We start from the raw sequence: 23783 nt of genomic DNA, 5'->3' as shown, positions 1-23783 counted from the left end.
GTCGCCACGCGCCCCTGCCCCATGGCAGCCCTGGGCAACCACCACAAGTGGTCTGGGCCACACCGGCATCCGAACGATCGACCATGAGGTCAGACCGGGCGCTCGAACAAAATGTCGCATGAGCGACGGGATTCGGTCAGCGGGTGGAGAGTTGGCGAAAACTCTGGTTTGGGCCGTAAGAGCGGTGATGGCCTGGTGGTCGTGAGGTGAGGGGATGGTGCGGCGCACGGGGCTCCGCCGTGGAGACGGCGGCGGCGCTCGGGGGCGGTCTCGACCGCGGCCGGCACAGGAGCAGACGGCCGCGGGCCCCGCACCGGAAGAAACCGGTGCGGGGCCCGCGGGCGACGCGCTGTGAGGTGGGCTCAGATGAGGCCGAGGGAGCGAACCGCGTCGCGCTCCTCCGCGAGCTCCTGCACGGAGGCGTCGATACGGGTGCGGGAGAACTCGTTGATGTCCAGGCCCTGGACGATCTCGTACTGGCCGTCCTTGGTGGTGACGGGGAAGGAGGAGATGAGCCCCTCCGGCACGCCGTACGAACCGTCGGACGGGATGCCCATGGAGACCCAGTCGCCGTCGGCGGTGCCGTTGACCCAGGTGTGGACGTGGTCGATGGCGGCGTTGGCGGCGGAGGCCGCCGAGGAGGCGCCGCGGGCCTCGATGATCGCCGCGCCGCGCTTGGCGACGGTCGGGATGAAGTCCTCGGCGAGCCACTTCTCGTCGCTCACGACCTCGGCGGCGTTCTTGCCGGCGATGGTGGCGTGGAAGATGTCCGGGTACTGGGTGGCGGAGTGGTTGCCCCAGATGGTGAGCCGCTTGATGTCGGAGACCGTGGAGCCCGTCTTCTTCGCGAGCTGGGTCAGCGCGCGGTTGTGGTCGAGGCGGGTCATCGCGGTGAAGCGCTCGGCCGGTACGTCGGGGGCGGCGGCCTGCGCGATCAGCGCGTTGGTGTTGGCCGGGTTGCCGACGACGAGGACCTTGATGTCGTCCGCGGCGTGGTCGTTGATGGCCTTGCCCTGCGGCTTGAAGATGCCGCCGTTGGCCTCCAGCAGGTCACCGCGCTCCATGCCCTTGGTGCGGGGGCGGGCGCCGACGAGGAGGGCGACGTTGGCGCCGTCGAAGGCGACGTTCGGGTCGTCGGTGATCTCAATGCCCTGGAGCAGCGGGAACGCGCAGTCGTCCAGCTCCATCGCCGTTCCCTCGGCGGCCTTCAGCGCGGGGGTGATCTCCAGGAGCCGCAGCTTGACCGGCACGTCCGCGCCGAGCAGCTGGCCGGAGGCGATGCGGAAGAGGAGGGCGTAACCGATCTGGCCGGCCGCGCCGGTGACGGTGACGTTCACGGGAGTGCGGGTCATGGCGTTCTCCGTATGACAGCTGGCGGTGGGGCGTCTCTGCCCCCGGGGTGCGGGACGAGATGATCGATCTCTTGGCGTCGAGAGATCCACCGGTCAGGCTATCGCGCATCCGGGATCTCGCACGGCCGGGTCCGTGTGGCCCGTTTCACAGACCGTCCACAGCAGGGCAAAAGAGGCGGCCGCCCGGTCCGGGAGAGGGGGACACGAGCGGCCGCCGGGTGGGGGTACCGATGCCGGACTCCCGTGGGGGTACGGTGCGCGTGCCCACTTTCCCGGCACCCATTCCTGTCCCCCGGCATTCTTTTTTCCGCGCACGGAAGTCCAGGGGGCGAGGCCCCCCGGACCGGCGGGCAGAGCCCCTGGAACGGCGCCCCTACTGGGTGCAGCCGTCCTGCCCGACCGCGAGCGTCGCGCAGGCGATCGCCTCGCCCGCGTCCTTCACGGCCACCATCGGGGTGTACGCGATCGTGTCCCCGGCGACGGTGATCGTGCCGGTCTGCTTCGTCCTGCCGACCGTCACCACCACCTCGTCCCCCTGCGTGGCCTGCGTGATCCGTCCCCACGCCGCCCCGCACGTCTCGCTGTAGCGCACCTCGACCACCGCGGTGCCGACGGTCGCGGTCTTCGCGGTCGTCACGAGGTCACCACTGCACCCCATGCTCTCCGCGTCCTTGCCGGTGCAGGAGTCACCGCTGCACTTCACTCCGGCCGGCAGATCGGGGTCGGTCGAGGCGGTCGGCGAGGGCGACTTGGCGGCGTCCTCGTTCTTCTTCCCGCTGCCGCCGTCGGTGAGGTAGAACACCGCCGCGATCACGACGAGCACACCGACGAGCCCCGCGAGGAACATCGTCAGCCGCCGCTTCCCGCCACCGGAATCTCCGCCCGCTGGACGAGGACCCTGCGGAGGCCGGCCGTAGGGACCCGGCGTCTGCGGCGTCCACGCCGCACCCGACTCCGCCCCGGACGGGCCGGACACACCGGGCGCCGCGGACCCACCGGAAGCCCCGGAAGCCTCCGCCGCGCGGCCTCCCGTCGACGACGGCCCCCGATACCCCGCGAGTCCCCACGAGTTGGCACCGGAGTCCCCGTCCTCGCGGACGTCACCCCCGGAGGACCCCCGTACCGGAGCATCCCGGACCACCGCGTCCCGTACTTCCGGCGCGGTCGGCTGCGCGGGCACTGACGGCGGCACGGTCGGAGCCACGCCGGCCGGACCCGCCACGCCGGAGGTGGGAGCCGCCGTCGCGCTCCCGCTCCGGCGCGCGGACTTGCCGGCCTTCGCACTCCCCTTTGCGTTCGCCGACGGCGCCCCGAACTCGCTCAGGGCCGCGCGGGCCTGGGAGATCCGGATGGCTTCCATGGTCATGTCGTGGCGCATCTCCGAACGGCTCCACGCCCGTTCGGCGAGCTCCCACATCGTCGTCAAGTGGACCGGATTCGTACCCGTGACCTCGGCAAGCGCCACGATCGCACCCTTGGGCGCGAGCAGCCGCCCGTTCAGATACCGCTCCCAGGACGTCTTGCTGTATCCCGTGCGGTCGGCCAACGCCGCGATGCTCAGACCACTGCGGTCCACGAGCCGCCGCAGCTGGCTCGCGAACTCCCTGACCTGCGGATCGAGTTCATCCGGCAAGGCCCTCCAACGAGGCATTGCGTCCCCCTCTTCCCCCCGGTTCGTGCTGGTGTTTCTCGCGTTTCCCCCGCGCGTGGCGCCCTCTGCCGAGTCCCCGATGTGGCTACCCAAAGGGATGCGCCCAGTAAGGATCTCAGTTCCCGGGGTGGGGGCGCACGGGAGCATTGGGACCGTGGGCATGCACCGTTGCACGCCCGTCGGACCGCGTCCAGTGTTCCACCGGCTTCCCCATGCGGCCGACGCAACCCTGGTAGTAAGCCCTTGCGGATGGCAGTAAGCCCTTGCAGTCAGCGGGACGCCCGGACGCCCCGATCGACCACGCTAGCCCGCTTACTGAACGACTTCCTTGCAAATCCGCGAACTTGTCAACACATCGACACACAGAAAGCACATAAACGGTCACTCGCGCCACACGCACCGCATTCGGGCAAGTCGGACGCGGCTCTCACGCCGGGCTCATCCCAGCGCAACGGCCCCGATCACCGCCGTCAGCACCAGGGCCAGGACGAGCACGACGGCCGCCATCAGCAGCCGGCGCGAGGGCGGCCCGGTCTCCTTGGGCGGCGCGTCCCACCACGGCAGCGTGGGATCGTCCTCGTACTCGTACTCGTCGCCCGTGAACCCCTCGCCCCCGGCACCCGCACCGCCCTCGGCGCCCACACCACCCCCGGAGCCCGCCGCGCCCTCCGGCTTCCCCGCCACCGGGACGGCCTTCGGCCAGGCCCGCACCGCCAACTCCCACCGCACCCCGAAGCGTTCCGCCTCCTCCTTGCCGATCCCCGCGACCCGGCACAGCGCGGCGACCGCCTGCCGGGGCGGGGGCTGGGTGGCGTTGAGGTAACGCTGCCAGGAGGACTTGCTGTACGCGGTGCGCGCGCCCAGCGCGACCAGGCTCAGGCCCGTGCGGTCCTTGAGCTGCCGCAACTGCTCCACGAAGTGCCGCACCTCCGGCGGCAGATCGTCGGGCAGCGGCTGCCAGGCACCCATCGCTCACCTCCGAACCAGACCCGATCGGGTGACGACACGAAACGGCGCGTTGGTTCCCGACAGGTCAATTGGTTCCCGACGGGCCCCGACGTAGCGGAACGGTCACCTCCGTGCCACAGCGCACTGACAGGCGTTGAACAGCCCCTTCGCCGTGCCCGAGGGTGGACGCAGTCGGCGGTCCGTCCTTCCTCGGGGGAGAGGACGGGCCGCCGTCGCGCGCAGGGCCTAGGTGTAATGACCCGCAGGGTGCGCGCAGCTGCAGGCGGAGGAGGGAGTCGACGCGATGGGGTCCCCCCGCTCGAGCGAAGTCGAGAGTGGGGGAGTCGGCGACTGACGACCACGCGGCTGGGGGTCCCCCTCTGGGGGAGTGCGTGCCAGACCCCGCGACGCCGGCATGATCCAAACGACAGACCCTAGTTCTCCACCGTGAAGTGCAGCGCGTCCTTGAGGAACGGGAGCCTCAGCAGGGGGTCCGGCTGCGCCATCAGCGCCAGCAGCACGATCACGAGGCCCAGCACGCCGTACGTGACTATGTCGGTGAACCGCGAGCGCACCGCGAGCATGCCGACGCTCGGCAGCAGCCACCGCATCACCGCGCCGGCCAGCAGGGCGCCGCCGATCAGCAGGGTGCCGACCCGGAACACATCGAGCGCGGTGACCAGCAGACCGACGCCGACCAGCCCGAGGACCAGGAGGACGGGCCACTGCCGGGCAGGCGCCGGCAGATCACCGGACGCCGCGCGGCCGCCGCCCTCGGGGCGCGCCGTGTCCCTGGTGAACAGCGGGAAGCGGCGGGTGGTGCGCCGGGGCACGCCCTCCGCGTCCGGGGCGCTCACCGGGTCCCGGACCTCGATCTCCTCCGCCTTGTCGGAGCCCGCCTCAGCCGACACTGCGCTCCGCCGCCTCGACCACGTTGACCAGCAGCTGCGCCCGGGTCATCGGGCCCACGCCACCGGGGTTCGGGGAGATGAAGCCGGCCACCTCGGCGACACCGGGGTGGACATCGCCGACGATCTTGCCCTCGGCGCTGCGCGAGACACCGACGTCGAGGACGGCGGCGCCCGGCTTCACGTCCTCGGGGCGGATCAGGTGGGCGGAGCCGGCGGCCGCGACGATGATGTCCGCGCGGCGCAGGTGGGACGCCAGGTCACGGGTGCCGGTGTGGCACTGGGTCACGGTCGCGTTCTCGCTGCGCCGGGTCAGCAGCAGCGGCATCGGACGGCCGATGGTCACGCCACGGCCGACGACCACGACCTCGGCACCCTTGATCTCGACGCCGTACTGACGGAGCAGGGTCAGGACGCCGTTGGGGGTGCAAGGCAGCGGGGCCGGCTCGTTGAGGACCAGCCGGCCGAGGTTCATCGGGTGCAGGCCGTCGGCGTCCTTGTCCGGGTCCATCAGCTCGAGGATGCGGTTCTCGTCGATGCCCTTGGGCAGCGGGAGCTGGACGATGTAGCCCGTGCAGGCCGGGTCCTCGTTCAGCTCGCGGACTGCGGCCTCGATCTCCTCCTGGGTCGCCGTGGCGGGCAGCTCGCGCTGGATGGAGGCGATGCCCACCTGGGCGCAGTCGCGGTGCTTGCCCGCGACGTACTTCTGGCTGCCGGGGTCGTCCCCGACCAGGATCGTGCCGAGTCCGGGCGTGACGCCCTTCTCCTTCAGCGCCGCCACGCGGGCGGTCAGATCGGACTTGATCGCGGCTGCGGTGGCCTTGCCATCGAGAATCTGGGCGGTCATGCCTCCCATCCTCCTAGATGACGCCCTCCCCGATCCAATCCGGGTCCGTCATGGCCTCGGTCACGCCATCTCCGCCCGTATCCGTCCATGATCAGCGATGTTGCACTTGCACAACACATAGGGAATGCGGCTGGACAAGTAAGAGCCGATTAAAGAACGATGTGACGGCAGTGCCGCGGGCAGTACCGGGGGGACAACCGCATCCGAAGACCTTCCTCCGAACCGTGCCGCGCGTCCCCGCACTCGGACAACGGAGGAAACAGCGCCATGAGTTTCGGCGACCCGAACAACCCTTACGGCCCGCCTCCCCAGGGCCAGCCCGGTTATCCGCAGCAGCCCCCGCAGGGCCAGCCCGGTTACGGCTACCCGCAGGGCGCTCCGCAGCAGCCGCCCGCCTACGGCTACCCGCAGGGCCAGCCCGCCTACCCCGGCTACCCGGGCGGCGCCATGATGCCGATGGAGATGCCGGGCCTGATGAAGACGGCCCGCGTCTTCCTCTTCATCCTCGCCGGCTTCCAGATCATCGGCGGCCTCTTCGCAGGTGTCGCCGTCGGTGCCCTCCAGGACGTCTCCAACGGTGTTGGCTCGGGTGACGACACCGATGCCCTGGCCGGCCTCGGCTTCCTGCTCGCGGCTCTCTTCATCGGCCTGGGGGCGCTCTCCATCTTCTTGGGCGTGAAGTTCAAGAACGGCGGCAGCGGCATCCGCGTCACCACGATCGTGTACGCCTCGCTGATGATCCTCGGCGGCCTCGTCAACACCGTGAACGGCGGGGGCGGCTCCTCCACCTTCGGCGGTCTGATCTCCCTCGCCATCGCCGGCATCATCCTCGCCTCGATGGTCAACGGCGCGGCGTCCGCCTGGTTCAGCCGCCCGCGCTACTGACGCACACCGGACCTTCACGGAAAGAGCGGTAGCCAGGGATCGGTTCACGCCAATAACAGCCCAGGGCCGTGTCTCACCTGTTTCGGGGGGACACGGCCCAGCTGCGTCGTCCTACTCTGACGTGGGTAGCCGTCAGGCACGGGGAGACGCACCTTGTACAGCATCATCGTGGTACCTCCGCCGACCACGGAGGACGAGAACCGTCCCATCCAGCACAGGCTGGCGCCCGGCGAACGACTCGGCTTCGGGCGATCCGTTTCCGACAACGACCTCGCGATCGTGCACGACGGGGTGTCCCGCAGAGCCGGTGAGATCACCGCGCAGGGCGCCTTCTGGATACTGAGCAACCTCAGCCGGGAGCAGACGTACGTCGTCGAGAACCCGGAAGGCGCGGGCGAGCACATCAAGGTGGGGCCGGGGCGGTTGGACGCGCCGATCCCGTTCGAGTTCTCCCGGATCGTGCTGCCCGCGGCCGGTGATCTGCTGGCGATCGAGGTGTGGGCGCCACGCCACGACTACCTCAGCTCCGAGGGCAGTCTCGACGGGGCGACCACCGCCCCGGCCTTCTCGGTGGACCGTACGAAGCGGTACTTCGCGGTCCTCGCCGCCCTGTGCGAACCCCGCCTGCGCGGTGAACCGCACGCCGCGCTGCCCACCGTCGACCAGGTCGTGGACCGGTTGCGCCCCGGCTGGCCGGCGGCTTCGCGCACCTCGGTGCAGTGGAACATCGACTACCTCGCCGTGAAACTGCGCCTCAAGCCCGGCCCGGAGACCGCGGACACCGGCCCGCGGCTCAACGGCAAGAAGGAGTCACTGGTGTCGTTGGCGCTCCGGTTCGACCTGGTGCGGGAGGACGACCTCGTCGTGCTCAAAGAGCCCGCGCCCGGCCGGGTGGCGCGGTGACCGAGCCCTACGCCGTGCCGGTGCCCAGGGGGTACCGGGTGGGCGGGTGGGAGGTGCGGGACCCGATCGCCACGGGGGCGTTCGGGAGTGTGTACGCGGCCAGACGCGTCGGGGACGACGAGGCACGGCCGAGGACGGCGGCCCTGAAGTTCCTGCCCACCGGCACCGGAACCCCCCGCCAGCTCACCCATCTGCGCGAACTCGTCGAGCGCGAGGTCGAGTTGCACCGCCGGCTGAAACAGCCGCGGCTGATCCGGATGTACGACACCCTCACCGTCGACGACCCGGCGAGCCCCGTCCTCGACGGCGCCACCGTCCTCGTACTGGAGAAGGCGGAGGGCTCCCTGTCCACCCTGCTCGCGGCGGACCCGCGCCCCGCAGCCGGTCCGGCCCTGCTCGCGCAGATCTGCGAGGGGCTGGCGCAGCTGCATCACGCGGGCTGGGTGCACGGTGACCTCAAACCGGCCAACGTGCTGCTGATGGCGGACGGTTCGGCCCGGCTCGCGGACTTCAACATGGCGGCGGAGCTGGAGGGCACGCACGCGTACACGCCCGCCTTCTCGACACCCGACTACACGCCGCCCGAGCTGCTGTGGTCGGAGATCGGTGAACGGGGCCGCCGGATCCGCCCGTCGGCGGACGTCTGGGCGTTCGGCGTCCTGGCCCATCTGGTCCTCACCGACTCCTTCCCCCTGCCCGGCGCCACCCCGACGGCCCGCCGCGACGCGGCCGCCGCCTACGCGCGCGGCAACGACGACCTGCGACTGTCCCCCGAACTGCCGGACGTCTGGCGGGAGATCGTCCGTGACTGTCTGACCCGTACGCACGAGGACCGCGTCGGCACCCAGGACCTGCTGAGCCGGGTGGAGGCCGCGGCCGGCACGGGCCGCTCACCGCGCCTGCCGCGGGCGCTCCTCCCCCACCGCTCCCGTCGTACGACGATGCTGGCCGCCGTGTCCGCGGTGGTGGCGGTGTCCGCCCTCGGGTACGGCATCAGCACCTGGGCCGGTGACGGCCCCGGTGGCGGCGGGACGCCGGGCGGCGGTCCCACCAAGGTCACGGCCGCCGACTACGGTTCCGCCGAACTCCGTACGGACAAGGGCATCCCGGTGGCCTACCGCCGCCTCATCGTCGACTCCGCCCACGACTGCGTCCAGCCGGAGGTCACGCCCGCGCTGATCGCCGCGCTGCTGAAGGCGGAGAGCAACTTCGACCCGGACCTGTCCGACCCGTCCGTGGGCAAGGAGGGCGAGTACGGCATCGCCCGCTGGACGCCGAGTCTGCTGCGCTGGTGGATCCGCGCGGACGGCGTCCCCGCGGAGGAGACCCCCAGGCCGCCGCTCACGCCGGCCGAGTCCATCCCGGCCGTGGGCCGCTACCTCTGCTACATGGAACCGCTGCTGCACAGGACCGGCCTGTCCGGCGACCGCCAGGTGCTGCTGGCGGCCGCCTACCGCACGTCGACCAAGGTCGTGAACAACGCGGGTGGGGTTCCCCCGAAGTACCGCGACTACGCCACCCGCGTCGCCCACTACCTCAAGGAGTACACGCCGCCTGGCAAGACGTGACCCTGAGAGGTCCGAGGTACCGCGCGCGTACCTTCGTCGGCCAGGGTGTTCGTGTCCACCAAAGGGGGGCAGGACCGGAAGGACACCGACCATGAAGCGCATTCTCGCCTCATTGGGCGCGGCGGCCGTACTCGCCCCGGGGGCGGTCGCTCTGTGGTTCGTCTGCCAGCAGAAGTTCGACCTGGAGAACCCGCCGGTCGGCAGCGCGCGCAACAACTGGTGGCTGTGGACGCAGGGCGACGTGGCGTACGCCGACAACGGTTGGGGCCGGTTCCCGGCGACAAAGGTGTCGGGCGGCAACAACTGGGAGTCCATTCCGGGCCTCCAGAACTGCTGACGCGCCTCGTACAGCGGCCTCCGGCTCCCTCGGGGGAGGGTCGGAGGCGTGCCACAGCGCTGCGACGAAGAGGACCTCGGCGCGCCCTGCCCCGAAGTCCAGCTCCGTGTAAGCGTGACCGACCCCCTGCCCTACTCATGGCTCGTCCTGCGCAACCCGGCCCTCGACGAGGAGTCCGGACGCGGTCTGCTGCTCCTCGAAGCGATCGCCCTCCGCTGGGGCGTCAAGCAGAACGCTCACGGCAAGACCGTCTGGTGCGAGCCTCCGGTTCCGGGACCCTAGGTCCAGAAGACGGTTCCCCGCTCGCCGCTCACCGCCAGGACCGAAGAGTCCGGAGAGAACGCCACGGCGAAGACCGAGCCGTTGCATCCGGTGAGCGGCTCGCCCACGGGTGCCAGGGTGTCCCGGTCCCACAACTGGACGAAGCCGTCGTCGCCGCCGGCGACAGCGAGGAGACGACCGTCCGGGGAGAACGCCACGGCGAAGACCGGGCCGGTGCGTGGGAGGGGATCGCCCACCGGCTTGCCGCTGTGTGGATCCCACAGCCGCAAGGCGTCCGGTCCACCGGTGGCGAGCAGACCGCCGTCGGGAGAGAACGCCACCCAGTAGGTTCCGTCCCCATTGCGGGTCAGGAGCTCACTGCTCGCCGGTCGGGTTGCCGCGTCCCACAGCCGCACCGCGCCGGGGCCGCCCATCGCAAGGAGGCGACCGTCCGGCGAGAACGCCACCGAATTGACCGCGTCGTAGTGACTGAGACGTTCGCCGACCGGGGTGTGCGTGGCCTGGTCCGCCAGCCGCACACCGTGTCTGTCGCCGCTGGCCAGCAGGGCGCCGTCCGGCGAGAAGGCCAGGGCATGGACGGTGCCGTTGTGGGGGATTGGGTCGCCGACCGGCGTGCGGGTGCAGGCGTCCCACAGCTGGACCATGCCGTCGGCGCCGCTTGCCAGGAGCCGACCGTCCGGAGAGAACGCCAACGACGAGACGGTGCCGCTGTGTCCGGTCATCGGGTCTGCGACCGGGCGACGGGTGGCCAGGTCCCACAGCAGCACGCCTTCGGCACCGCCGGTCGCGAACAAGGCACCGTCCGGAGCGAACGCCACGGCTCGCACCAAGAAGTACGTGTCGTCGAGCAACCCGATACTCGCCGCGGATCCACGGTGCATCGCGCCCACCACCATCCGCGCGGCGAGCGAGGAGGGCGCCGCCGCGGGGCGTGCCGGTCGGCTGCCGGTCGCCCGCCGCCAGAGCCGAACCCTGCCGTTCTTGCTGCCGGCGGCGAGTCGACGGCCGTCCGCGGAGAACGTCACCGAGACGACTGCGGAGTCGTCAGCGGAGTAGTCCGCGATGAGAGGGTCGCCGATCGGAGTGTGGGTTCCCGGGTCCCACAGCCGCACGGTGCCGTCGTCGACACCGACCGCGAGGTGTCCGTGTGGAGAGAACGCCACCGAGAAGACCGGGCTCTTGTGCTCCAGGGGCTCGCCGACCGTCTCACCGGTCGCCACGTCCCACAGCCATACGGTGTGGTCACTGCCGCCGACGGCGAGGAGACGTCCGTCCGGGGAGAAGGCGACCGAGGAGACCGTGCCTTCGCGTCCGACGAGGGGTTCTCCGACCATGGCGAAGGTCGATGCGTCCCACAGCCTCACAATGCCATCGTCACCGCCGGTGGCGAGTAGGCGACCGCCCGGGTTGAACTCGATCGAGGACACCGCGTCGTTATGCGCGTCGAAGGCTTCACCGACGGGTTCTCGGGTGGCCGCGTCCCACTGGCGCATGGTGCCGTCGGCTCCCCCGGTGAGGAGATGGCGCCCGTCGGGCGAGAACGCCACGCAGCGGACCCTGCTCGCATGCATGAGGGGTTCACCGACCAGGGTGCGAGTGGCCGGGTCCCACTGGTGCACGGAAGGGTTGTTGTCACCGACGGCAAGCAGGCTTCCGTCCGGCGAGAAGGCCAGCGAGAGGACCGAGGTGTAGGAGCCGGGCGCGGGGAGGGGTTCACCGACGGGGAGGAGCTTGGCCGAATCCCACAGCCGTACGCTCCCGGAAAGGCCACCGTTCCCTCCCACTGCGATCAGGCCGCTGACCGGGGAGAACGCCACGGAACAGACCCGGCCGTGCGTGGCGAAGGGCATGCCCATCGGCACGTACCGAACGTCCCCGATGGGCGCGTCACAGTACGGATCTTCGGCGGTTTCGCGGGGCTGGACGATGAAGAGCCGCTCGGTGTTCACAGGCGGCGGAGCGGATTCGGGCTCGGGCTCGATCTCGGGGGCCGGACTGCTCTCGTGATCCAGCTGCGGCGGTTCGACCGGCGGCAACGGTTCCCGGGTCTGCCGGGCCGGTTCGGGTCGGGCGCGTCTGGGCCGTAGCGCGATCAGCCGCTTGCCGTTCGAACGCCATGGCTCCAGAGCGTCGGAAGTGTGACGTGGCGCGGGACACTCCTGCCCGTACTGGTCCCAGGACATCAGAGTCCGCACGAGCAGCATCAACCGGTCGATGCTGATGTGTCTGCCTCTGAACGCGTCGCTCAGCGTCGCCTTGGGCAGCGATTTGCCGAACAGGGCCAGGGCACGTTCATCGATGAGGCGGTAGGACTTCTCCCCCCGGTCCGCGCGCAGCTCTCGAAGCGCCCGCCCCTGCGCCTGCAATGCCTTGTCGTACGCGTTCTCGTCGTGCTGTCCGCTCTGGCGCTCATCCATGGTGTCGGGCCCCCCTCATACTGTGCTGGGCAGGGTAGAGGGACCGCGGCCGAACGGCACCGAACTTCAGCGAACAGACCTGAACCGGGCCTCGGACGGCGGCGGTTCGGCCGAACGCTGATCTCGAATGACTTCGTTCGACCAGCTCAAGCCATGGCACCGTGCGGGTCCACAGTCGATGCATGACGAACACCCAGAACCAGCAGTCCGCCAACGGACACGCATCCGAACCGCCGTTCCTGTCCCTTCATACCGCCGTCGTCCTGCTCGCCGCGCTGGCGATCGGTCTCGCCATCGGCGTCCTGACAGCGTTCACCGGCGTGCCCGGTGCGGCCGCAGTCATCGCCGGAATGACCACGACCGGCGCGAGCATCCCCGTCCTGCGCTCCCTCATCCGTTGACCGTCATAGCGGCGGGATGCCACCGCCCGTACGTGAGTGCACCACGTACGGGCGGACGTCGTGAGCGGTAGCCTTTCGTCAACTTGCGTGACGCGAGCGCACGTTGCGAGAAGGCAGCACATCGGGGGAACCCATGTCAGACGAACGGCCGACGCCGCCGCGCCCTCCGGCGTCCGAGGGCGCCGCATTGCAGCAGGCCGGGGCGAGTCCGCTGGGGTCCAGGGACCCGGGGCGGATCGGCCCCTACATCCCCCTCGGCCTCCTCGGCAGCGGCGGTATGGGTCACGTCTACCTCGCCCGCCCCTCCGACGGCTCCCCCGGTCTCGCCGCCGTGAAGGTGATCCGTCCCGAGTACGCCGAGGACGCCCGGTTCAGGCGGCGCTTCGAGCGGGAGGCTGCCGTGCACTCCCGGGTGCACACCCCGCGTACACCGCAGTTGCTCGGTACCGGGTTCGACGACTCGCTGCTGTGGATGGGGACGCAGTACCTGCCCGGCCTGAACCTCGCCGAGGCGGTCCGCGAGTGCGGCCGGCTGGAGCGTGCCGGGGTGTGGCGGCTGATCGCGGAGCTCGGGCAGGCCCTGGCGGCGCTGGCCGCCGCCGACGTCGTGCACCGCGACCTCAAGCCGTCCAACGTGGTCCTGTCCCTCCAGGGCGTGTACGTCATCGACTTCGGCATCGCCCAGGCCGCCGACGGCAGCGCCATCACCTCGACCGGGAGCCGGGTCGGCACGCCCGCCTTCATGGCGCCGGAGTATCTGCGCGAGGGCCACTGCGACACCGCCTCGGACGTCTTCTCGCTGGCCGGGAGCCTGATCTACGCCGCCACCGGGCACGCCCCGTTCGGCGACGGCACCGGCGTCGACGTGATGCACCGGGTGGCGTTCGAGGAGCCCAAGCAGGACATCATGGCCGAACTCTCGGCCGTGGACCCCGCGTTGGCCGCCCTGATGGCCGCCTGCCTCGCCAAGGATCCCGCCGCTCGTCCCCTTCCGCGGCAGCTCATCGAGGCCGCCACATCCGCCGGGCACACGCACGGCACCCCGCCCGCCTGGCACGAACCGCTGCGGGCCCGGCTGCTCGCCCGGCAGCAGGCCTGCGAGGTGCTGGAGCGGGTCGCCGTCGAGGAGACCGTGCAGTTGCGCACGCCGGTGGCGCCGCCGACGTTCCCCGGCTCCGCCTCCGGGGCGGGGCCGGTATTTGGGCAAGCCACGTCACCCATATCGCCCACGCCACACACATCGCCCACCCCGCCCACGGCGCCCACGCCGGCCTGGCAGCACCCCACGCCCGACCAGACCCCGGCCCCCGAAGGCGGCGGTCCGCGCCGCAAGCGCAAGGTCCTTCTCGCCGTCGCCGCGAGCCTCGCCGTGTGCGCCGTCGCCGCCGGCGCCTTCCTGCTCACCCGGCCGCCCATGGACGAGACGGCCTCGGCGGCGCCCACGGCAACCGACAGCGCGGCCCCCGGCGGCGCGCAGGCGTTGGCGTCGCCCGGCGTGTCCGCCTCGCCCTCCGGTAAGAAGAAGGAGTCGGAGAAGGCCGAGCCGCGGGAATCGGACGCCGGCGCCTCCGAGAGCGCGAGCGCGACAGCCGCCGCGGGCGAGGGCGGTACCCGGCCGACACCCGGCGACAAGCCCTCGGCAACGTCCGGCAACGGCGGAGGCGGCGGCAGCACCCCGGCCGACACCCCCACCCCGACGGCCCCCACCACGCCCGCCACCCCGCCCTGGATCTCCCAGTGCACGTACTACTCCGGCACCGAGCTGACCGTCCGCGGCAACCGGGGCCAGCGCGTGGTCCAGGTGCAGTGCATGCTCACCAAGCGCGGCTACAGCGTCGGTTCGTCGGGTGTCGACGGCGAGTTCGGCGACGCCACGCTGGCCGCCGTGAAGCAGTTCCAGGGCGCCAAGGGCCTCGAGGTGGACGGCGAGGTCGGCCCCAACACCTGGGCGGCGTTGCGCAGTTCGACATGAGGCGGGCCCGTCGTTCACCGAACGACGGGCCCCCGGAACCGGTACTGCTCAGTGGAAGAAGTGCCGCGTCCCGGTGAAGTACATCGTGACGCCCGCCTTCTTCGCGGCCTCGACCACCAGTTCGTCGCGGACCGAACCGCCCGGCTGGACCACGGCCTTGACGCCGGCCTCGGTCAGGATCTCCAGACCGTCGGGGAACGGGAAGAACGCGTCGGACGCCGCGTACGAACCCCGCGCGCGCTCGGCGCCGGCCCGCTCCACCGCCAGCTTCGCGGAGTCGACGCGGTTGACCTGGCCCATGCCGACGCCGACCGAGGCGCCGTCCTTGGCGAGGAGGATGGCGTTGGACTTCACGGCCCGGCACGCCTTCCACGCGAAGGCGAGCTCCGCCAGCTGCTCGGCGCCCAGCGCCTCACCGGTCGCGAGGGTCCAGTTGGCGGGGTCGTCGCCGTCGGCCTGGAGGCGGTCGGTGACCTGGAGGAGGGCGCCGCCGTCGATGGGCTTGACCTCGACGGGGTTGCCGGGGCCCTCGGGGCAGCGCAGCACGCGGATGTTCTTCTTCTTGGCGAGGGCTTCGAGGGCACCGTCCTCGTAGCCGGGCGCGACGATGACCTCGGTGAAGATCTCGGCGACCTGCTCCGCCATCTCCTTGCTGACCGGGCGGTTGACGGCGATCACACCGCCGAACGCCGACAGCGGGTCACAGGCGTGCGCCTTGCGGTGCGCCTCGGCGACGTCCGCGCCGATCGCGATGCCGCAGGGGTTGGCGTGCTTGATGATCGCGACGCAGGGCTCGGCGTGGTCGTACGCGGCACGGCGGGCGGCGTCCGTGTCCGTGTAGTTGTTGTACGACATCTCCTTGCCGTGCAGCTGCTCGGCCCGCGCGAGCCCGCTCCCGCCGCCGTCGACGTAGAGGGCGGCCGGCTGGTGCGGGTTCTCGCCGTAGCGGAGGGTGTTCTCGCGCTCCCAGGTGGCGCCGAGGAAGTCGGGGAACTGAGAGTCGTCCACGGGGGCGTACTCGCTCGCGAACCAGCTCGCCACCGCCACGTCGTACGCCGCCGTGTGCTGGAAGGCCTCCGCCGCGAGCCGCTTGCGGGTGGTGAGGTCGAAGCCGCCGTCGCGGACGGCCGCGAGGACGTCGGCGTAACGGTCCGGGCTGGTGACGACCGCCACGGACGGGTGGTTCTTGGCGGCGGCGCGCACCATCGACGGACCGCCGATGTCGATCTGCTCGACGCACTCGTCGGCCGTGGCACCGGAGGCGACGGTCTCGCGGAACGGGTAGAGGTTGACCACGACCAGGTCGAACGGCTCGACGCCCAGCTCGGCGAGCTGCTCGCGGTGGCTGTCCAAGCGCAGGTCGGCGAGGATGCCCGCGTGCACGCGCGGGTGCAGCGTCTTGACGCGGCCGTCCAGGCACTCGGGGAAGCCGGTGAGCTCCTCGACCTTGGTGACGGGGACACCGGCCGCGGCGATCTTCGCGGCCGTGGAGCCGGTGGAGACGAGTTCGACGCCCCCCTCGTGCAGGCCGCGCGCGAGGTCTTCGAGACCGGTCTTGTCGTAGACGCTGACGAGCGCCCGTCGAATGGCCCGCTTGTTGCTCTCGGCGGTCACTGGATAACTACCTTTCGTCCCTCAATGCGATAGCCGTTGCGGGCGAGCCGCCCCACGACCTCGACGAGCAGCCTTCGCTCGACTTCCTTGATGCGCTCGTGCAGAGCGCTCTCGTCGTCCTCGTCCCGGACCTCGACCACGCCCTGAGCGATGATCGGCCCGGTGTCGACGCCGTCGTCGACGAAGTGGACGGTGCAGCCGGTGACCCTGGCGCCGTACGCGAGGGCGTCACGGACGCCGTGGGCGCCGGGAAAACTGGGGAGCAGGGCGGGGTGGGTGTTCACGAACCGGCCGCCGAAGCGCGCGAGGAACTCCTTGCCCACGATCTTCATGAACCCCGCGGACACGACGAGGTCGGGTTCGTGGGCGGAGACGGCCTCGGCGAGGGCCATGTCCCACTCCTCCCGGCTGCCGTGGTCCTTGACCTTGCACACGAAGGTCGGCAGCCCGGCGCGCTCTGCCCGCGCCAGCCCCTCGATGTTCTCGCGGTCGGCGCCGACGGCCACGATCCGGGCGCCGTACCCCTCGGGACCGACGGCGGCGATCTCGTCGAGGAGCGCCTGAAGGTTGGTGCCGGATCCGGAGACCAGCACGACGAGGCGCTTGGCCACGGGCTTGGCGGCCACGGTGGGGCCCTTTCTCGGGGGTGCGTTCTTCGTGCGGCCGGCGGTATGCGCGCGCACGGTTCACCGCTTGTACGTTCATACGAATGCGTCGCGCCCCGGGATACGGGGAAGTCTACGAAGCAGCCGACCGTCAGCAACGATACCGGCACACCGGGCGGCCCCCATGGGACGGGGGCATGGCCGGAAGGTAGCGTCTGCTGGGAGCGGGCTCGGGAACGCGGTCGGTGTGCGGTGCGTTCACGAAGTGACAGCTCACGCAGTTCGTTCCTGATCGCCATCGTTCGTATTCGCCCTCGCGCGTATTCACCAAGGGGAAGACGCTCACTTGATGCCGGACCGCAGCTTGCGACTCCTCACGCTCCGCCCGCAGTCCCTGCAGGGAGGGGAGCACAGCGGCGTGCTGCTGCGGGAGCGCCCCACCTCGTCGCCGGACGCCCCTTCGGGCGGGCAGAACGGCGATCAGCAGGGCAGCGGCGGCCAAGGGCAGGACGACAACCCCTTCGCACCGCCGCCGGAGGGCACCCCGGACCGCCCGTGGCAGCCCCGGCGCCCGTCGGGCGAGGACGACTCACAGGGCTCCGACCAGGGCGACGACCGCTCGCCCTGGGGCAACCAGTGGAGCGACCGCCAGCCGGGCCGCTCCAACGGCGGCTTCGGCGACACCCCCCGGAGCGGCCAGGACGGCCCCGGATCCGGCGGCCCCGGTACGAGCATGCGCTGGGACCCGACCGACCCCACCCAGCGCCGGGCTCGCTACGCCCTGCTGTCCGGTATGTGGGCCTTCTTCTTCGCCCTGTTCAGCTGGCCGTACCTCGCCCTGCTGCTCGGCGCGCTCTCCCTCTACTGGGGCATCAGCGCCCTCCGCGCCAAGCCCCGCACCCCCGACCCCGACACCCCGGCCCCACAGACCTCCGGCCGCCCCCAGACGACGGCGGCGGTGAGCGGCCTGGTCACGGCGTCCCTCGCCATCGCGGTGGTCGCGGCCGGGTTCGCGGCGCAGGTGGTGTACAGCGAGTACTACACCTGCCGAAGCGACGCGCTGACCAGCGAGGCGAAGCAGGCGTGCAGTGAGCATCTGCCGAAGGAGCTGCGGGGGGTTCTGGGCGCGGGCAGCTGAGGCGGGGCGGGTTCGCCGGGCGCCTTCAGGGCGCCTTCGGTGAGTCGGGGGCCCGCTCAGGGTCGGGGGGCGCCTGGGCGCTCTCGGGCTCGTGCTCGGCTGACGGCTCGTGGGTGTTGAGGGGCTCGTGCTCGGTTGACGGCTCCTGCGGGGCGTCCGGTGGCTCATGCCCGGCTGACGGCTCCTGCGGGGTGTCCGGCGGCTCGTGTGCAGCCCTCGGCTCCTGCGTGTCCCGTGGAGTCGGTACGTCCGGTTCCTCCTGGGCGTCCAGCCGCTCCTGAGTCTCCGGTGACTGCGGCAGCGCCGACGCCTCCTTCATCGCAGCCCAATGCTCCGCGCGCGAGGCATCGTCGGCGTACCAGGACGTCGGCGGGGGCCCCGGCGGCGGGTCGTCGGGCGAGAAGCCGTCCGGCTCGAACGTCGTGTCGTGGTCGTACGTCCCGTACGGGAAGTCCTGGTCGTCGACCGCGTACGGAGCGTCCTCGCCGTACACCGCGGGCGGCCCGTCCCTGCCGTCGCGCCCCACGGCCGCATCGCCCGGCTCGTCGGCCCTGTTCGGATCGGCCTCATCCTCCACCGGTTCCTCGGACCCCTCCGCCTCCATCACCCCCGGTTCCGCGACCCGAGGCCTGCCGATCCGCGTTCCCTGCGATTCGCCGACCGACGCCGCGCGGCCCGACTCTGCCCGGCGACCCTGCGCGTCGCTCACCAGCTCCGCCCGGCCCCCCTTCGTCCCGCTGCTCCCCGAGTCCGCCCGGCGCCGCTGTCCCACCCAGCACCGACAGCCCCGCACCACCACAGCAACAGGCACCGCCACCCCCGCGACCCACCCCAGCGTCGCCGCACCCGTCTGCCACCACACCGGCCCGAACCGGGCGAACGCCCCCACCCCCAGCGGTCCACCCGACAGCATGGCCAGCACGGCGACGACGACCGCGCAGAACACGGCGGCCAGCGCAGCGGTCCCGGCAGTGAGCCCGGGCGACCAGGTCAGCACGGGCACCGGCCCGCCCCCGGAGGAGGCGGCCGCAGCCTCCCGCCCGACCCGGGACCGACCCGTCGCCACCCCCTGCCCGCTCCCGTACCGCGCCTCGTCCTCCTCCCCCCACCTCGCCGCGAACCACCCCACCGCCACCCCGGCCAGGACCGGCACCACCCCGACCCCCCACCACAGCGGCCCGCCGACCCCCGTCTGCGGCACGGCCTCCAGCAGCGGGAACGGCGGCAGGGACGGCGTCGATGAAGAGGTCAGCGGTCCCACCACATGCCCCGTCCCGAGCACGAACCCCGGGCCGAGGGCATAAGCCGCCGCCCACACCGCCGCGTTCGGCACCAGCGACGCGCACAGCATCAGCACCGCGAGCCGCCCCGACCAGCCGTCCGTGAGATCGAGGAACGACCCCCGGACCGCCGCGCCGTGCCACACCAGCGCCCCGCACACCAGCACCGCCCCACCCCCGGCGAGCGCCGCGGCACCGGCCCCCGCCGCCCGAGCCGCGGCACGGACCCGGGCGCGGCCCTCCGCCCCGGGCACCAGCCGCCGTACCCGCGCTGGCAGCACGACCAGCAGTCCGTCCACCACCTCGGGCCGCCGCTCGCACGCCGTCCACACCCCCGCCCCCGCCGCGGCCATCGCGACCAGCGGCACCCGCACCGCCGTCCACATCCACGCCGGCCGCAGCTCACCCCCCGCCGCATACACCGCGGCCGCGAAGCCGACCCCGAGGTACCCGAGCACGACGCCCGCCCACGCCGTACGCACCGACACCAGCGGCACCCCCTCGCCCCCGTCCGCCGCGGCGTCCCGTGCGGCCCGGTGCACCAGCCACACCGGCAGCGCGAGCAGCAGCAGCGGGGTGACACCGACCGGCGCGGGGACGCCGGAGAGCGTGTCCACCCGGACCAGTTCGGCGCCGTGCGCCAGCAGCCACAGCACGGCGGCGATCCGCAGCGCGCCGCCCGGCCCGCTGTCCGGATACGGCGAACTGATCCACAGCACGATCACCAGCACGGCGAACACGCCGAGCCCCAGCCCCGCCGCCACCGCGCCGCTGAAGAGACTGGCGCCCAGGCCGGGCGTTCGACGGCGCATGCGCGTGAGCAGGGGCGTTCGGCGAGCGGTCATCTCGATCACGCCCGCCATGCTCCCAACGACACGCGCTTTTCCGTCGTAACGGGCGAACCCCCGATGTGTCGCTCAATATATGTTTATGTACTTTTTCGGACAAAGGGGTGTCTTGTGACACAGGCCCCCGCACCCCCGCTCCCCCCGCCGAAGGAACGCCGACGCCTGCGCGAGGCCGGTTCATTGACGCGGGCTCAGGTAGCGGAACGAGTGGGGGTCAGCCGCGAGACGGTACGCGCGTGGGAGAACGGCCGCACGACACCGAGCGGCCGGCGGCGGGAGGTGTACGCGCAACTGCTCAGGTCGCTGGCCGAGGAGACGGAGGTTCAGAAACACGCGGAGGAGCCCGAGGTGATGGCAGATCAGCCCGTGCTTGAAGGCGTCGGCGGCGCCGCCGTACTCGAGTCCGTCCCTGCCTCCGGACCGCCGCCCGGGCATCCGGCCGAGGGCCGGCTCACCCCGGCCCAGGCCTTCGACGCGCTCTACGCCTTCTGCGCCCCCGCCCTCGTACGGCAGACCTATCTGCTCACCGGTCGCCGCGAACTCGCCCGTGAATCGGTCGAGCGGGCCTTCCAATCCGCCTGGCAGCGCTGGCCGGAGGTGGCCCGTGACCCGGATCCGGCGGGCTGGGTGCGGGCGACGGCGTACGACTTCGCCCTCTCCCCCTGGCACCGGTTCCGCCCCCGCTACCGGCACCCCGAACCGCCGCCCTCCGACGCCTTCGACCGCGCCCTGCTGGACGTACTCCTCCAACTCCCGCCACCGCAGCGCCGCACACTCGTCCTCTACGACGGTGTGGGCCTGGACCTGCCCGAGACGGCGGCCGAGACGGAGGCGTCCACACGGGCCACCGCCAATCGCCTCCTGCACGCCCGCACCGCGGTCGCCGCCCGTCTCCCGGACCTGTCCGACCCCACGGCACTGCACCACCGTCTCGCCGAACTGGCCGCCGTCGAGCGCTTGCGCGCGGCCAGGCCGACGACGGTGCGCTACGGCAGCGAACGCCGGGCACGCTTCTGGACGCGAGCGGCGATCGCCTTCACGGTGGCCCTCATCGGAACGACGGCGCTGACCCTGCGCACGGCCCCGACGCAGTACGAGCCACCGGTGCCACCGGGGTCCACGGTGCGGGGGGTGCCGCCCAGGATGGCGCCGGGGCCGCTGTCGGAGAAGGAGCTGGAGCTGCGGAGGAAGCTGCGGAAGGCGCTGGGGCACGGGCCTCAGCGGTTGGCGCCGCAGCCGCTCTGACGCGCGCGTGGCGGGCGAAAACGCCGGCAGGCCCGCCCCCATACGGGGAACGGGCCCACCAACGATCGGCCGAGTGCCGTTAGCGTCTTCAGCCGCCGAGGACCTCGCGGGCGAGCTTCGCGGTCTCGGTCGGCGTCTTGCCGACCTTGACGCCCGCGGCCTCCAGGGCCTCCTTCTTCGCCTGGGCCGTACCGGACGAACCGGAGACGATGGCGCCGGCGTGGCCCATGGTCTTGCCCTCGGGCGCGGTGAAGCCCGCGACATAGCCGACGACCGGCTTGGTCACGTTCTTCGCGATGAAGTCCGCGGCCCGCTCCTCGGCGTCGCCACCGATCTCGCCGATCATGACGATCAGGTCGGTGTCGGGGTCGGCCTCGAACGCGGCGAGCGCGTCGATGTGCGTGGTGCCGATGATCGGGTCGCCACCGATGCCGACGGCGGTCGAGAAGCCGATGTCACGCAGCTCGTACATCATCTGGTACGTCAGCGTGCCGGACTTCGAGACCAGGCCGATGCGGCCCGGCTTGGTGATGTCGCCCGGGATGATGCCGACGTTCGACTGGCCCGGGGTGATGATGCCGGGGCAGTTCGGGCCGATGATGCGGGTCTTGTTGCCCTTCTTGCCGGCGTACGCCCAGAAGGACGCCGTGTCGTGCACGGCGATGCCCTCGGTGATCACGACGGCCAGCGGGATCTCGGCGTCGATGGCCTCGACGACCGCGTCCTTGGTGAACTTCTCCGGCACGAAGATGACGGAGACGTTGGCACCGGTGGCCTCGATGGCCTCCTTGACGGTCCCGAAGACGGGTACCTCGGTGCCGTCGAAGTCCACGGTCTGCCCCGCCTTGCGCGGGTTCACGCCGCCCACGACGCTGGTGCCGTCGCCGAGCATGAGCTTGGTGTGCTTCATGCCCGTGGCGCCGGTCATGCCCTGGACGATGACCTTGCTGTCCTTGTTGAGCCAGATAGCCATGGTGTGTTGTGTCCTCGTCCTGAGTGCTTACTTGGCGGCGTGGGCCAGCTCGGCGGCCTTGTCGGCCGCGCCGTCCATGGTGTCGACGCGCTGCACCAGCGGGTGGTTGGCGTCGGTGAGGATCTGTCGGCCGAGCTCGGCGTTGTTGCCGTCGAGGCGGACGACGAGCGGCTTGGTGACGTTCTCGCCGCGGTCCTCGAGGAGCTTGAGGGCCTGGACGATGCCGTTGGCGACCTCGTCACACGCGGTGATGCCACCGAAGACGTTGACGAAGACGGACTTGACGTCCGGGTCGCCGAGGATGATCTCAAGGCCGTTGGCCATGACCTGGGCGGAGGCGCCACCGCCGATGTCCAGGAAGTTGGCCGGCTTGACGTTGCCGTGCTTCTCACCGGCGTACGCGACGACGTCCAGGGTGCTCATGACGAGACCCGCGCCGTTGCCGATGATGCCGACCTCACCGTCGAGCTTGACGTAGTTGAGGTTCTTCTCCTTGGCGGCGGCCTCGAGCGGGTTGGCCGCGTCCTTGTCGTGCAGCTCCTCGTACTCGGGGTGGCGGAACTCGGCGTTCTCGTCGAGCGACACCTTGCCGTCGAGGGCGATGACGTCACCGGAGGCGACCTTCGCGAGCGGGTTGACCTCGACGAGGAGGGCGTCCGACTTGATGAAGGTGTCCCACAGCGTGATGAGGACGTTCGCGACCTTGTCGGCGACCTCGGCCGGGAAGTTGGCGGCCTCGACGATCTCGCGGGCCTTGGCCTCGTCCACGCCGTCGATGGCGTCGATCGCGATCTTGGCGACGGCCTCCGGGCGGGTGGCCGCCACCTCCTCGATCTCCATGCCGCCCTCGACGGACGCGATGGAGAGGAAGGTGCGGTTGGCACGGTCGAGGAGGAAGGAGACGTAGTACTCCTCCAGGATCTCCGGGGCCGTCTCGGCGATCATCACCTTGTGGACCGTGTGGCCCTTGATGTCCATGCCGAGGATGTCCGTCGCGCGGGCGACGGCCTCGTCCGCGGTGGCGGCGAGCTTCACGCCACCGGCCTTGCCACGGCCGCCGACCTTCACCTGGGCCTTGACGACGGACTTGCCACCGAGGCGCTCAGTGGCTGCGCGGGCCGCCTCAGGCGTGTCGATGACTTCACCGGCCAGCACCGGTACATCGTGCTTGGCGAAGAGGTCCCTCGCCTGGTACTCGAACAGGTCCACGCGCTTCCGTCCCTATCAGTGATCTCGCGGTTCGTTGGATGCGTGGGCGTGCCGCGAAGGGCAACGTGACGTCCGCTGTCACAAGGGAGGCGCACACGGTGTCCGAGCGCGCGGCATGTCCGTCTCGCAGGTTATCTCTGCTTGCGGGGGGCCCCTAAATCGCGGGTCACACCTGAGCGGTGATACCTGTCACATGATGCCGCGATCAGCGGAGATCACTGGCACGGCGTGCCGAATGTGAGGTGTCGGGAGGGTGACGGGGACAGACCCGGGCGGGACCTCACCGGGCTGGGGTTGACCCGGTGAGGTCCCTTGAACAGCCCGAAGGGGCACGAATGGGCCGCCCCTGTGGGCCATGGGCCGGGTGATCCCCACCCCAATGGGGATCACCCGGCCCGTC

At 71.3% G+C, this 23783-nt stretch carries 20 protein-coding genes; 9 read left to right on the top strand and 11 right to left on the bottom strand.

Annotated features, from left to right (window positions below):
• Positions 1–362: 362 nt before the first annotated feature.
• From ACZ7NC_RS12225 to ACZ7NC_RS12205, 5 genes are all read right to left on the bottom strand, one after another.
• Positions 363–1352 (bottom strand): malate dehydrogenase, encoded by a 990-nt coding sequence (locus ACZ7NC_RS12225; protein WP_471487346.1) that lies wholly within the window; start codon positions 1350–1352, stop codon positions 363–365.
• 373 nt (positions 1353–1725) lie between these two features.
• Positions 1726–3003: a helix-turn-helix domain-containing protein gene (locus ACZ7NC_RS12220; protein WP_471487344.1), complete on the bottom strand. Its 1278-nt coding sequence runs from the start codon at positions 3001–3003 to the stop codon at positions 1726–1728.
• Between the two features lie 438 nt (positions 3004–3441).
• The gene (locus tag ACZ7NC_RS12215; protein WP_471487342.1) at positions 3442–3972 is read right to left on the bottom strand and encodes a helix-turn-helix domain-containing protein; all 531 of its coding nucleotides are present in this window, start codon (positions 3970–3972) and stop codon (positions 3442–3444) included.
• A gap of 413 nt (positions 3973–4385) precedes the next feature.
• Complete coding sequence (locus tag ACZ7NC_RS12210; protein ID WP_471487340.1) at positions 4386–4862, bottom strand: DUF3017 domain-containing protein; 477 nt, start codon at positions 4860–4862, stop codon at positions 4386–4388.
• Positions 4852–5706, bottom strand: a complete 855-nt coding sequence (locus ACZ7NC_RS12205; RefSeq protein ID WP_471487338.1) for a bifunctional methylenetetrahydrofolate dehydrogenase/methenyltetrahydrofolate cyclohydrolase — start codon at positions 5704–5706, stop codon at positions 4852–4854. The genes ACZ7NC_RS12210 and ACZ7NC_RS12205 overlap by 11 nt, the downstream gene beginning before the upstream one ends.
• Before the next feature lie 267 nt (positions 5707–5973).
• On the opposite strand from ACZ7NC_RS12205, the gene ACZ7NC_RS12200 reads away from it, so the two are divergent.
• From ACZ7NC_RS12200 to ACZ7NC_RS12180, 5 genes are all read left to right on the top strand, one after another.
• The gene (locus tag ACZ7NC_RS12200) at positions 5974–6591 is read left to right on the top strand and encodes a hypothetical protein (RefSeq protein WP_471487336.1); all 618 of its coding nucleotides are present in this window, start codon (positions 5974–5976) and stop codon (positions 6589–6591) included.
• Positions 6592–6744: 153 nt separating this feature from the next.
• The gene (locus ACZ7NC_RS12195; protein WP_471487334.1) at positions 6745–7494 is read left to right on the top strand and encodes an FHA domain-containing protein; all 750 of its coding nucleotides are present in this window, start codon (positions 6745–6747) and stop codon (positions 7492–7494) included.
• Complete coding sequence (locus tag ACZ7NC_RS12190) at positions 7491–9062, top strand: protein kinase domain-containing protein (RefSeq protein WP_471487332.1); 1572 nt, start codon at positions 7491–7493, stop codon at positions 9060–9062. Before ACZ7NC_RS12195 ends, ACZ7NC_RS12190 begins: the two co-directional genes overlap by 4 nt.
• Positions 9063–9153: 91 nt before the next feature.
• Positions 9154–9399, top strand: coding sequence for a hypothetical protein (locus ACZ7NC_RS12185; RefSeq protein ID WP_471487330.1), 246 nt, complete (start codon positions 9154–9156; stop codon positions 9397–9399).
• 114 nt (positions 9400–9513) lie between these two features.
• The gene (locus ACZ7NC_RS12180; protein ID WP_471487328.1) at positions 9514–9681 is read left to right on the top strand and encodes an ATP-binding protein; all 168 of its coding nucleotides are present in this window, start codon (positions 9514–9516) and stop codon (positions 9679–9681) included.
• Here ACZ7NC_RS12180 and ACZ7NC_RS12175 read toward each other — a convergent pair.
• Positions 9678–12098 carry a WD40 repeat domain-containing protein gene (locus ACZ7NC_RS12175; RefSeq protein WP_471487326.1) on the bottom strand — a complete coding sequence of 807 codons (2421 nt, stop codon included), beginning with the start codon at positions 12096–12098 and terminating at the stop codon, positions 9678–9680. The two genes, ACZ7NC_RS12180 and ACZ7NC_RS12175, sit on opposite strands and share 4 nt — an antisense overlap.
• 182 nt (positions 12099–12280) lie before the next feature.
• Between ACZ7NC_RS12175 and ACZ7NC_RS12170 the strand changes: the two genes are divergently transcribed.
• Both ACZ7NC_RS12170 and ACZ7NC_RS12165 read left to right on the top strand, forming a co-directional pair.
• Positions 12281–12499, top strand: coding sequence for a hypothetical protein (locus ACZ7NC_RS12170; protein ID WP_471487324.1), 219 nt, complete (start codon positions 12281–12283; stop codon positions 12497–12499).
• 133 nt (positions 12500–12632) lie between these two features.
• Complete coding sequence (locus ACZ7NC_RS12165) at positions 12633–14471, top strand: protein kinase domain-containing protein (RefSeq protein WP_471487322.1); 1839 nt, start codon at positions 12633–12635, stop codon at positions 14469–14471.
• A gap of 48 nt (positions 14472–14519) precedes the next feature.
• Here the strand turns inward: ACZ7NC_RS12165 and purH are convergent, their stop codons facing one another.
• Entirely contained in the window at positions 14520–16085 is a 1566-nt protein-coding gene (gene purH, locus ACZ7NC_RS12160) for a bifunctional phosphoribosylaminoimidazolecarboxamide formyltransferase/IMP cyclohydrolase (RefSeq protein WP_471487320.1), read from the bottom strand.
• Positions 16082–16711: a phosphoribosylglycinamide formyltransferase gene (purN, locus tag ACZ7NC_RS12155; RefSeq protein WP_471487318.1), complete on the bottom strand. Its 630-nt coding sequence runs from the start codon at positions 16709–16711 to the stop codon at positions 16082–16084. Before purN ends, purH begins: the two co-directional genes overlap by 4 nt.
• Before the next feature lie 328 nt (positions 16712–17039).
• On the opposite strand from purN, the gene ACZ7NC_RS12150 reads away from it, so the two are divergent.
• Positions 17040–17828 (top strand): hypothetical protein, encoded by a 789-nt coding sequence (locus ACZ7NC_RS12150; protein WP_471487316.1) that lies wholly within the window; start codon positions 17040–17042, stop codon positions 17826–17828.
• A gap of 25 nt (positions 17829–17853) precedes the next feature.
• Here ACZ7NC_RS12150 and ACZ7NC_RS12145 read toward each other — a convergent pair whose 3' ends face one another.
• Positions 17854–19971 carry a cell division protein PerM gene (locus ACZ7NC_RS12145; protein WP_471487314.1) on the bottom strand — a complete coding sequence of 706 codons (2118 nt, stop codon included), beginning with the start codon at positions 19969–19971 and terminating at the stop codon, positions 17854–17856.
• A 96-nt stretch (positions 19972–20067) separates the two neighbouring features.
• Here ACZ7NC_RS12145 and ACZ7NC_RS12140 point away from each other — a divergent pair, with 96 nt between their 5' ends.
• On the top strand, positions 20068–21201 hold the full coding sequence (locus ACZ7NC_RS12140) for a sigma factor-like helix-turn-helix DNA-binding protein (RefSeq protein WP_471487312.1): 1134 nt from the start codon (positions 20068–20070) through the stop codon (positions 21199–21201).
• Positions 21202–21289: 88 nt separating this feature from the next.
• Here ACZ7NC_RS12140 and sucD read toward each other — a convergent pair whose 3' ends face one another.
• Complete coding sequence (gene sucD, locus ACZ7NC_RS12135) at positions 21290–22174, bottom strand: succinate--CoA ligase subunit alpha (protein ID WP_471487310.1); 885 nt, start codon at positions 22172–22174, stop codon at positions 21290–21292.
• 27 nt (positions 22175–22201) lie between these two features.
• On the bottom strand, positions 22202–23383 hold the full coding sequence (gene sucC, locus ACZ7NC_RS12130) for an ADP-forming succinate--CoA ligase subunit beta (protein WP_471487308.1): 1182 nt from the start codon (positions 23381–23383) through the stop codon (positions 22202–22204).
• Positions 23384–23783: the final 400 nt, after the last annotated feature.

Source organism: Streptomyces sp. NPDC111802 (assembly GCF_055634335.1).
Note: the sequence above shows the minus strand (reverse complement) of the source record. Positions and strands in the feature narration are given on the sequence as shown.

Bases quoted from the DNA above. Each gene is read 5' to 3' on its own strand.
- ACZ7NC_RS12225 (WP_471487346.1), bottom strand. From the start codon at position 1,352: ATGACCCGCACTCCCGTGAACGTCACCGTCACCGGCGCGGCCGGCCAG.
- ACZ7NC_RS12220 (WP_471487344.1), bottom strand. From the start codon at position 3,003: ATGCCTCGTTGGAGGGCCTTGCCGGATGAACTCGATCCGCAGGTCAGG.
- ACZ7NC_RS12215 (WP_471487342.1), bottom strand. From the start codon at position 3,972: ATGGGTGCCTGGCAGCCGCTGCCCGACGATCTGCCGCCGGAGGTGCGG.
- ACZ7NC_RS12205 (WP_471487338.1), bottom strand. From the start codon at position 5,706: ATGACCGCCCAGATTCTCGATGGCAAGGCCACCGCAGCCGCGATCAAG.
- ACZ7NC_RS12200 (WP_471487336.1), top strand. From the start codon at position 5,974: ATGAGTTTCGGCGACCCGAACAACCCTTACGGCCCGCCTCCCCAGGGC.
- ACZ7NC_RS12185 (WP_471487330.1), top strand. From the start codon at position 9,154: ATGAAGCGCATTCTCGCCTCATTGGGCGCGGCGGCCGTACTCGCCCCG.
- ACZ7NC_RS12175 (WP_471487326.1), bottom strand. From the start codon at position 12,098: ATGGATGAGCGCCAGAGCGGACAGCACGACGAGAACGCGTACGACAAG.
- ACZ7NC_RS12170 (WP_471487324.1), top strand. From the start codon at position 12,281: ATGACGAACACCCAGAACCAGCAGTCCGCCAACGGACACGCATCCGAA.
- ACZ7NC_RS12165 (WP_471487322.1), top strand. From the start codon at position 12,633: ATGTCAGACGAACGGCCGACGCCGCCGCGCCCTCCGGCGTCCGAGGGC.
- ACZ7NC_RS12150 (WP_471487316.1), top strand. From the start codon at position 17,040: ATGCCGGACCGCAGCTTGCGACTCCTCACGCTCCGCCCGCAGTCCCTG.
- ACZ7NC_RS12145 (WP_471487314.1), bottom strand. From the start codon at position 19,971: ATGGCGGGCGTGATCGAGATGACCGCTCGCCGAACGCCCCTGCTCACG.
- sucD (WP_471487310.1), bottom strand. From the start codon at position 22,174: ATGGCTATCTGGCTCAACAAGGACAGCAAGGTCATCGTCCAGGGCATG.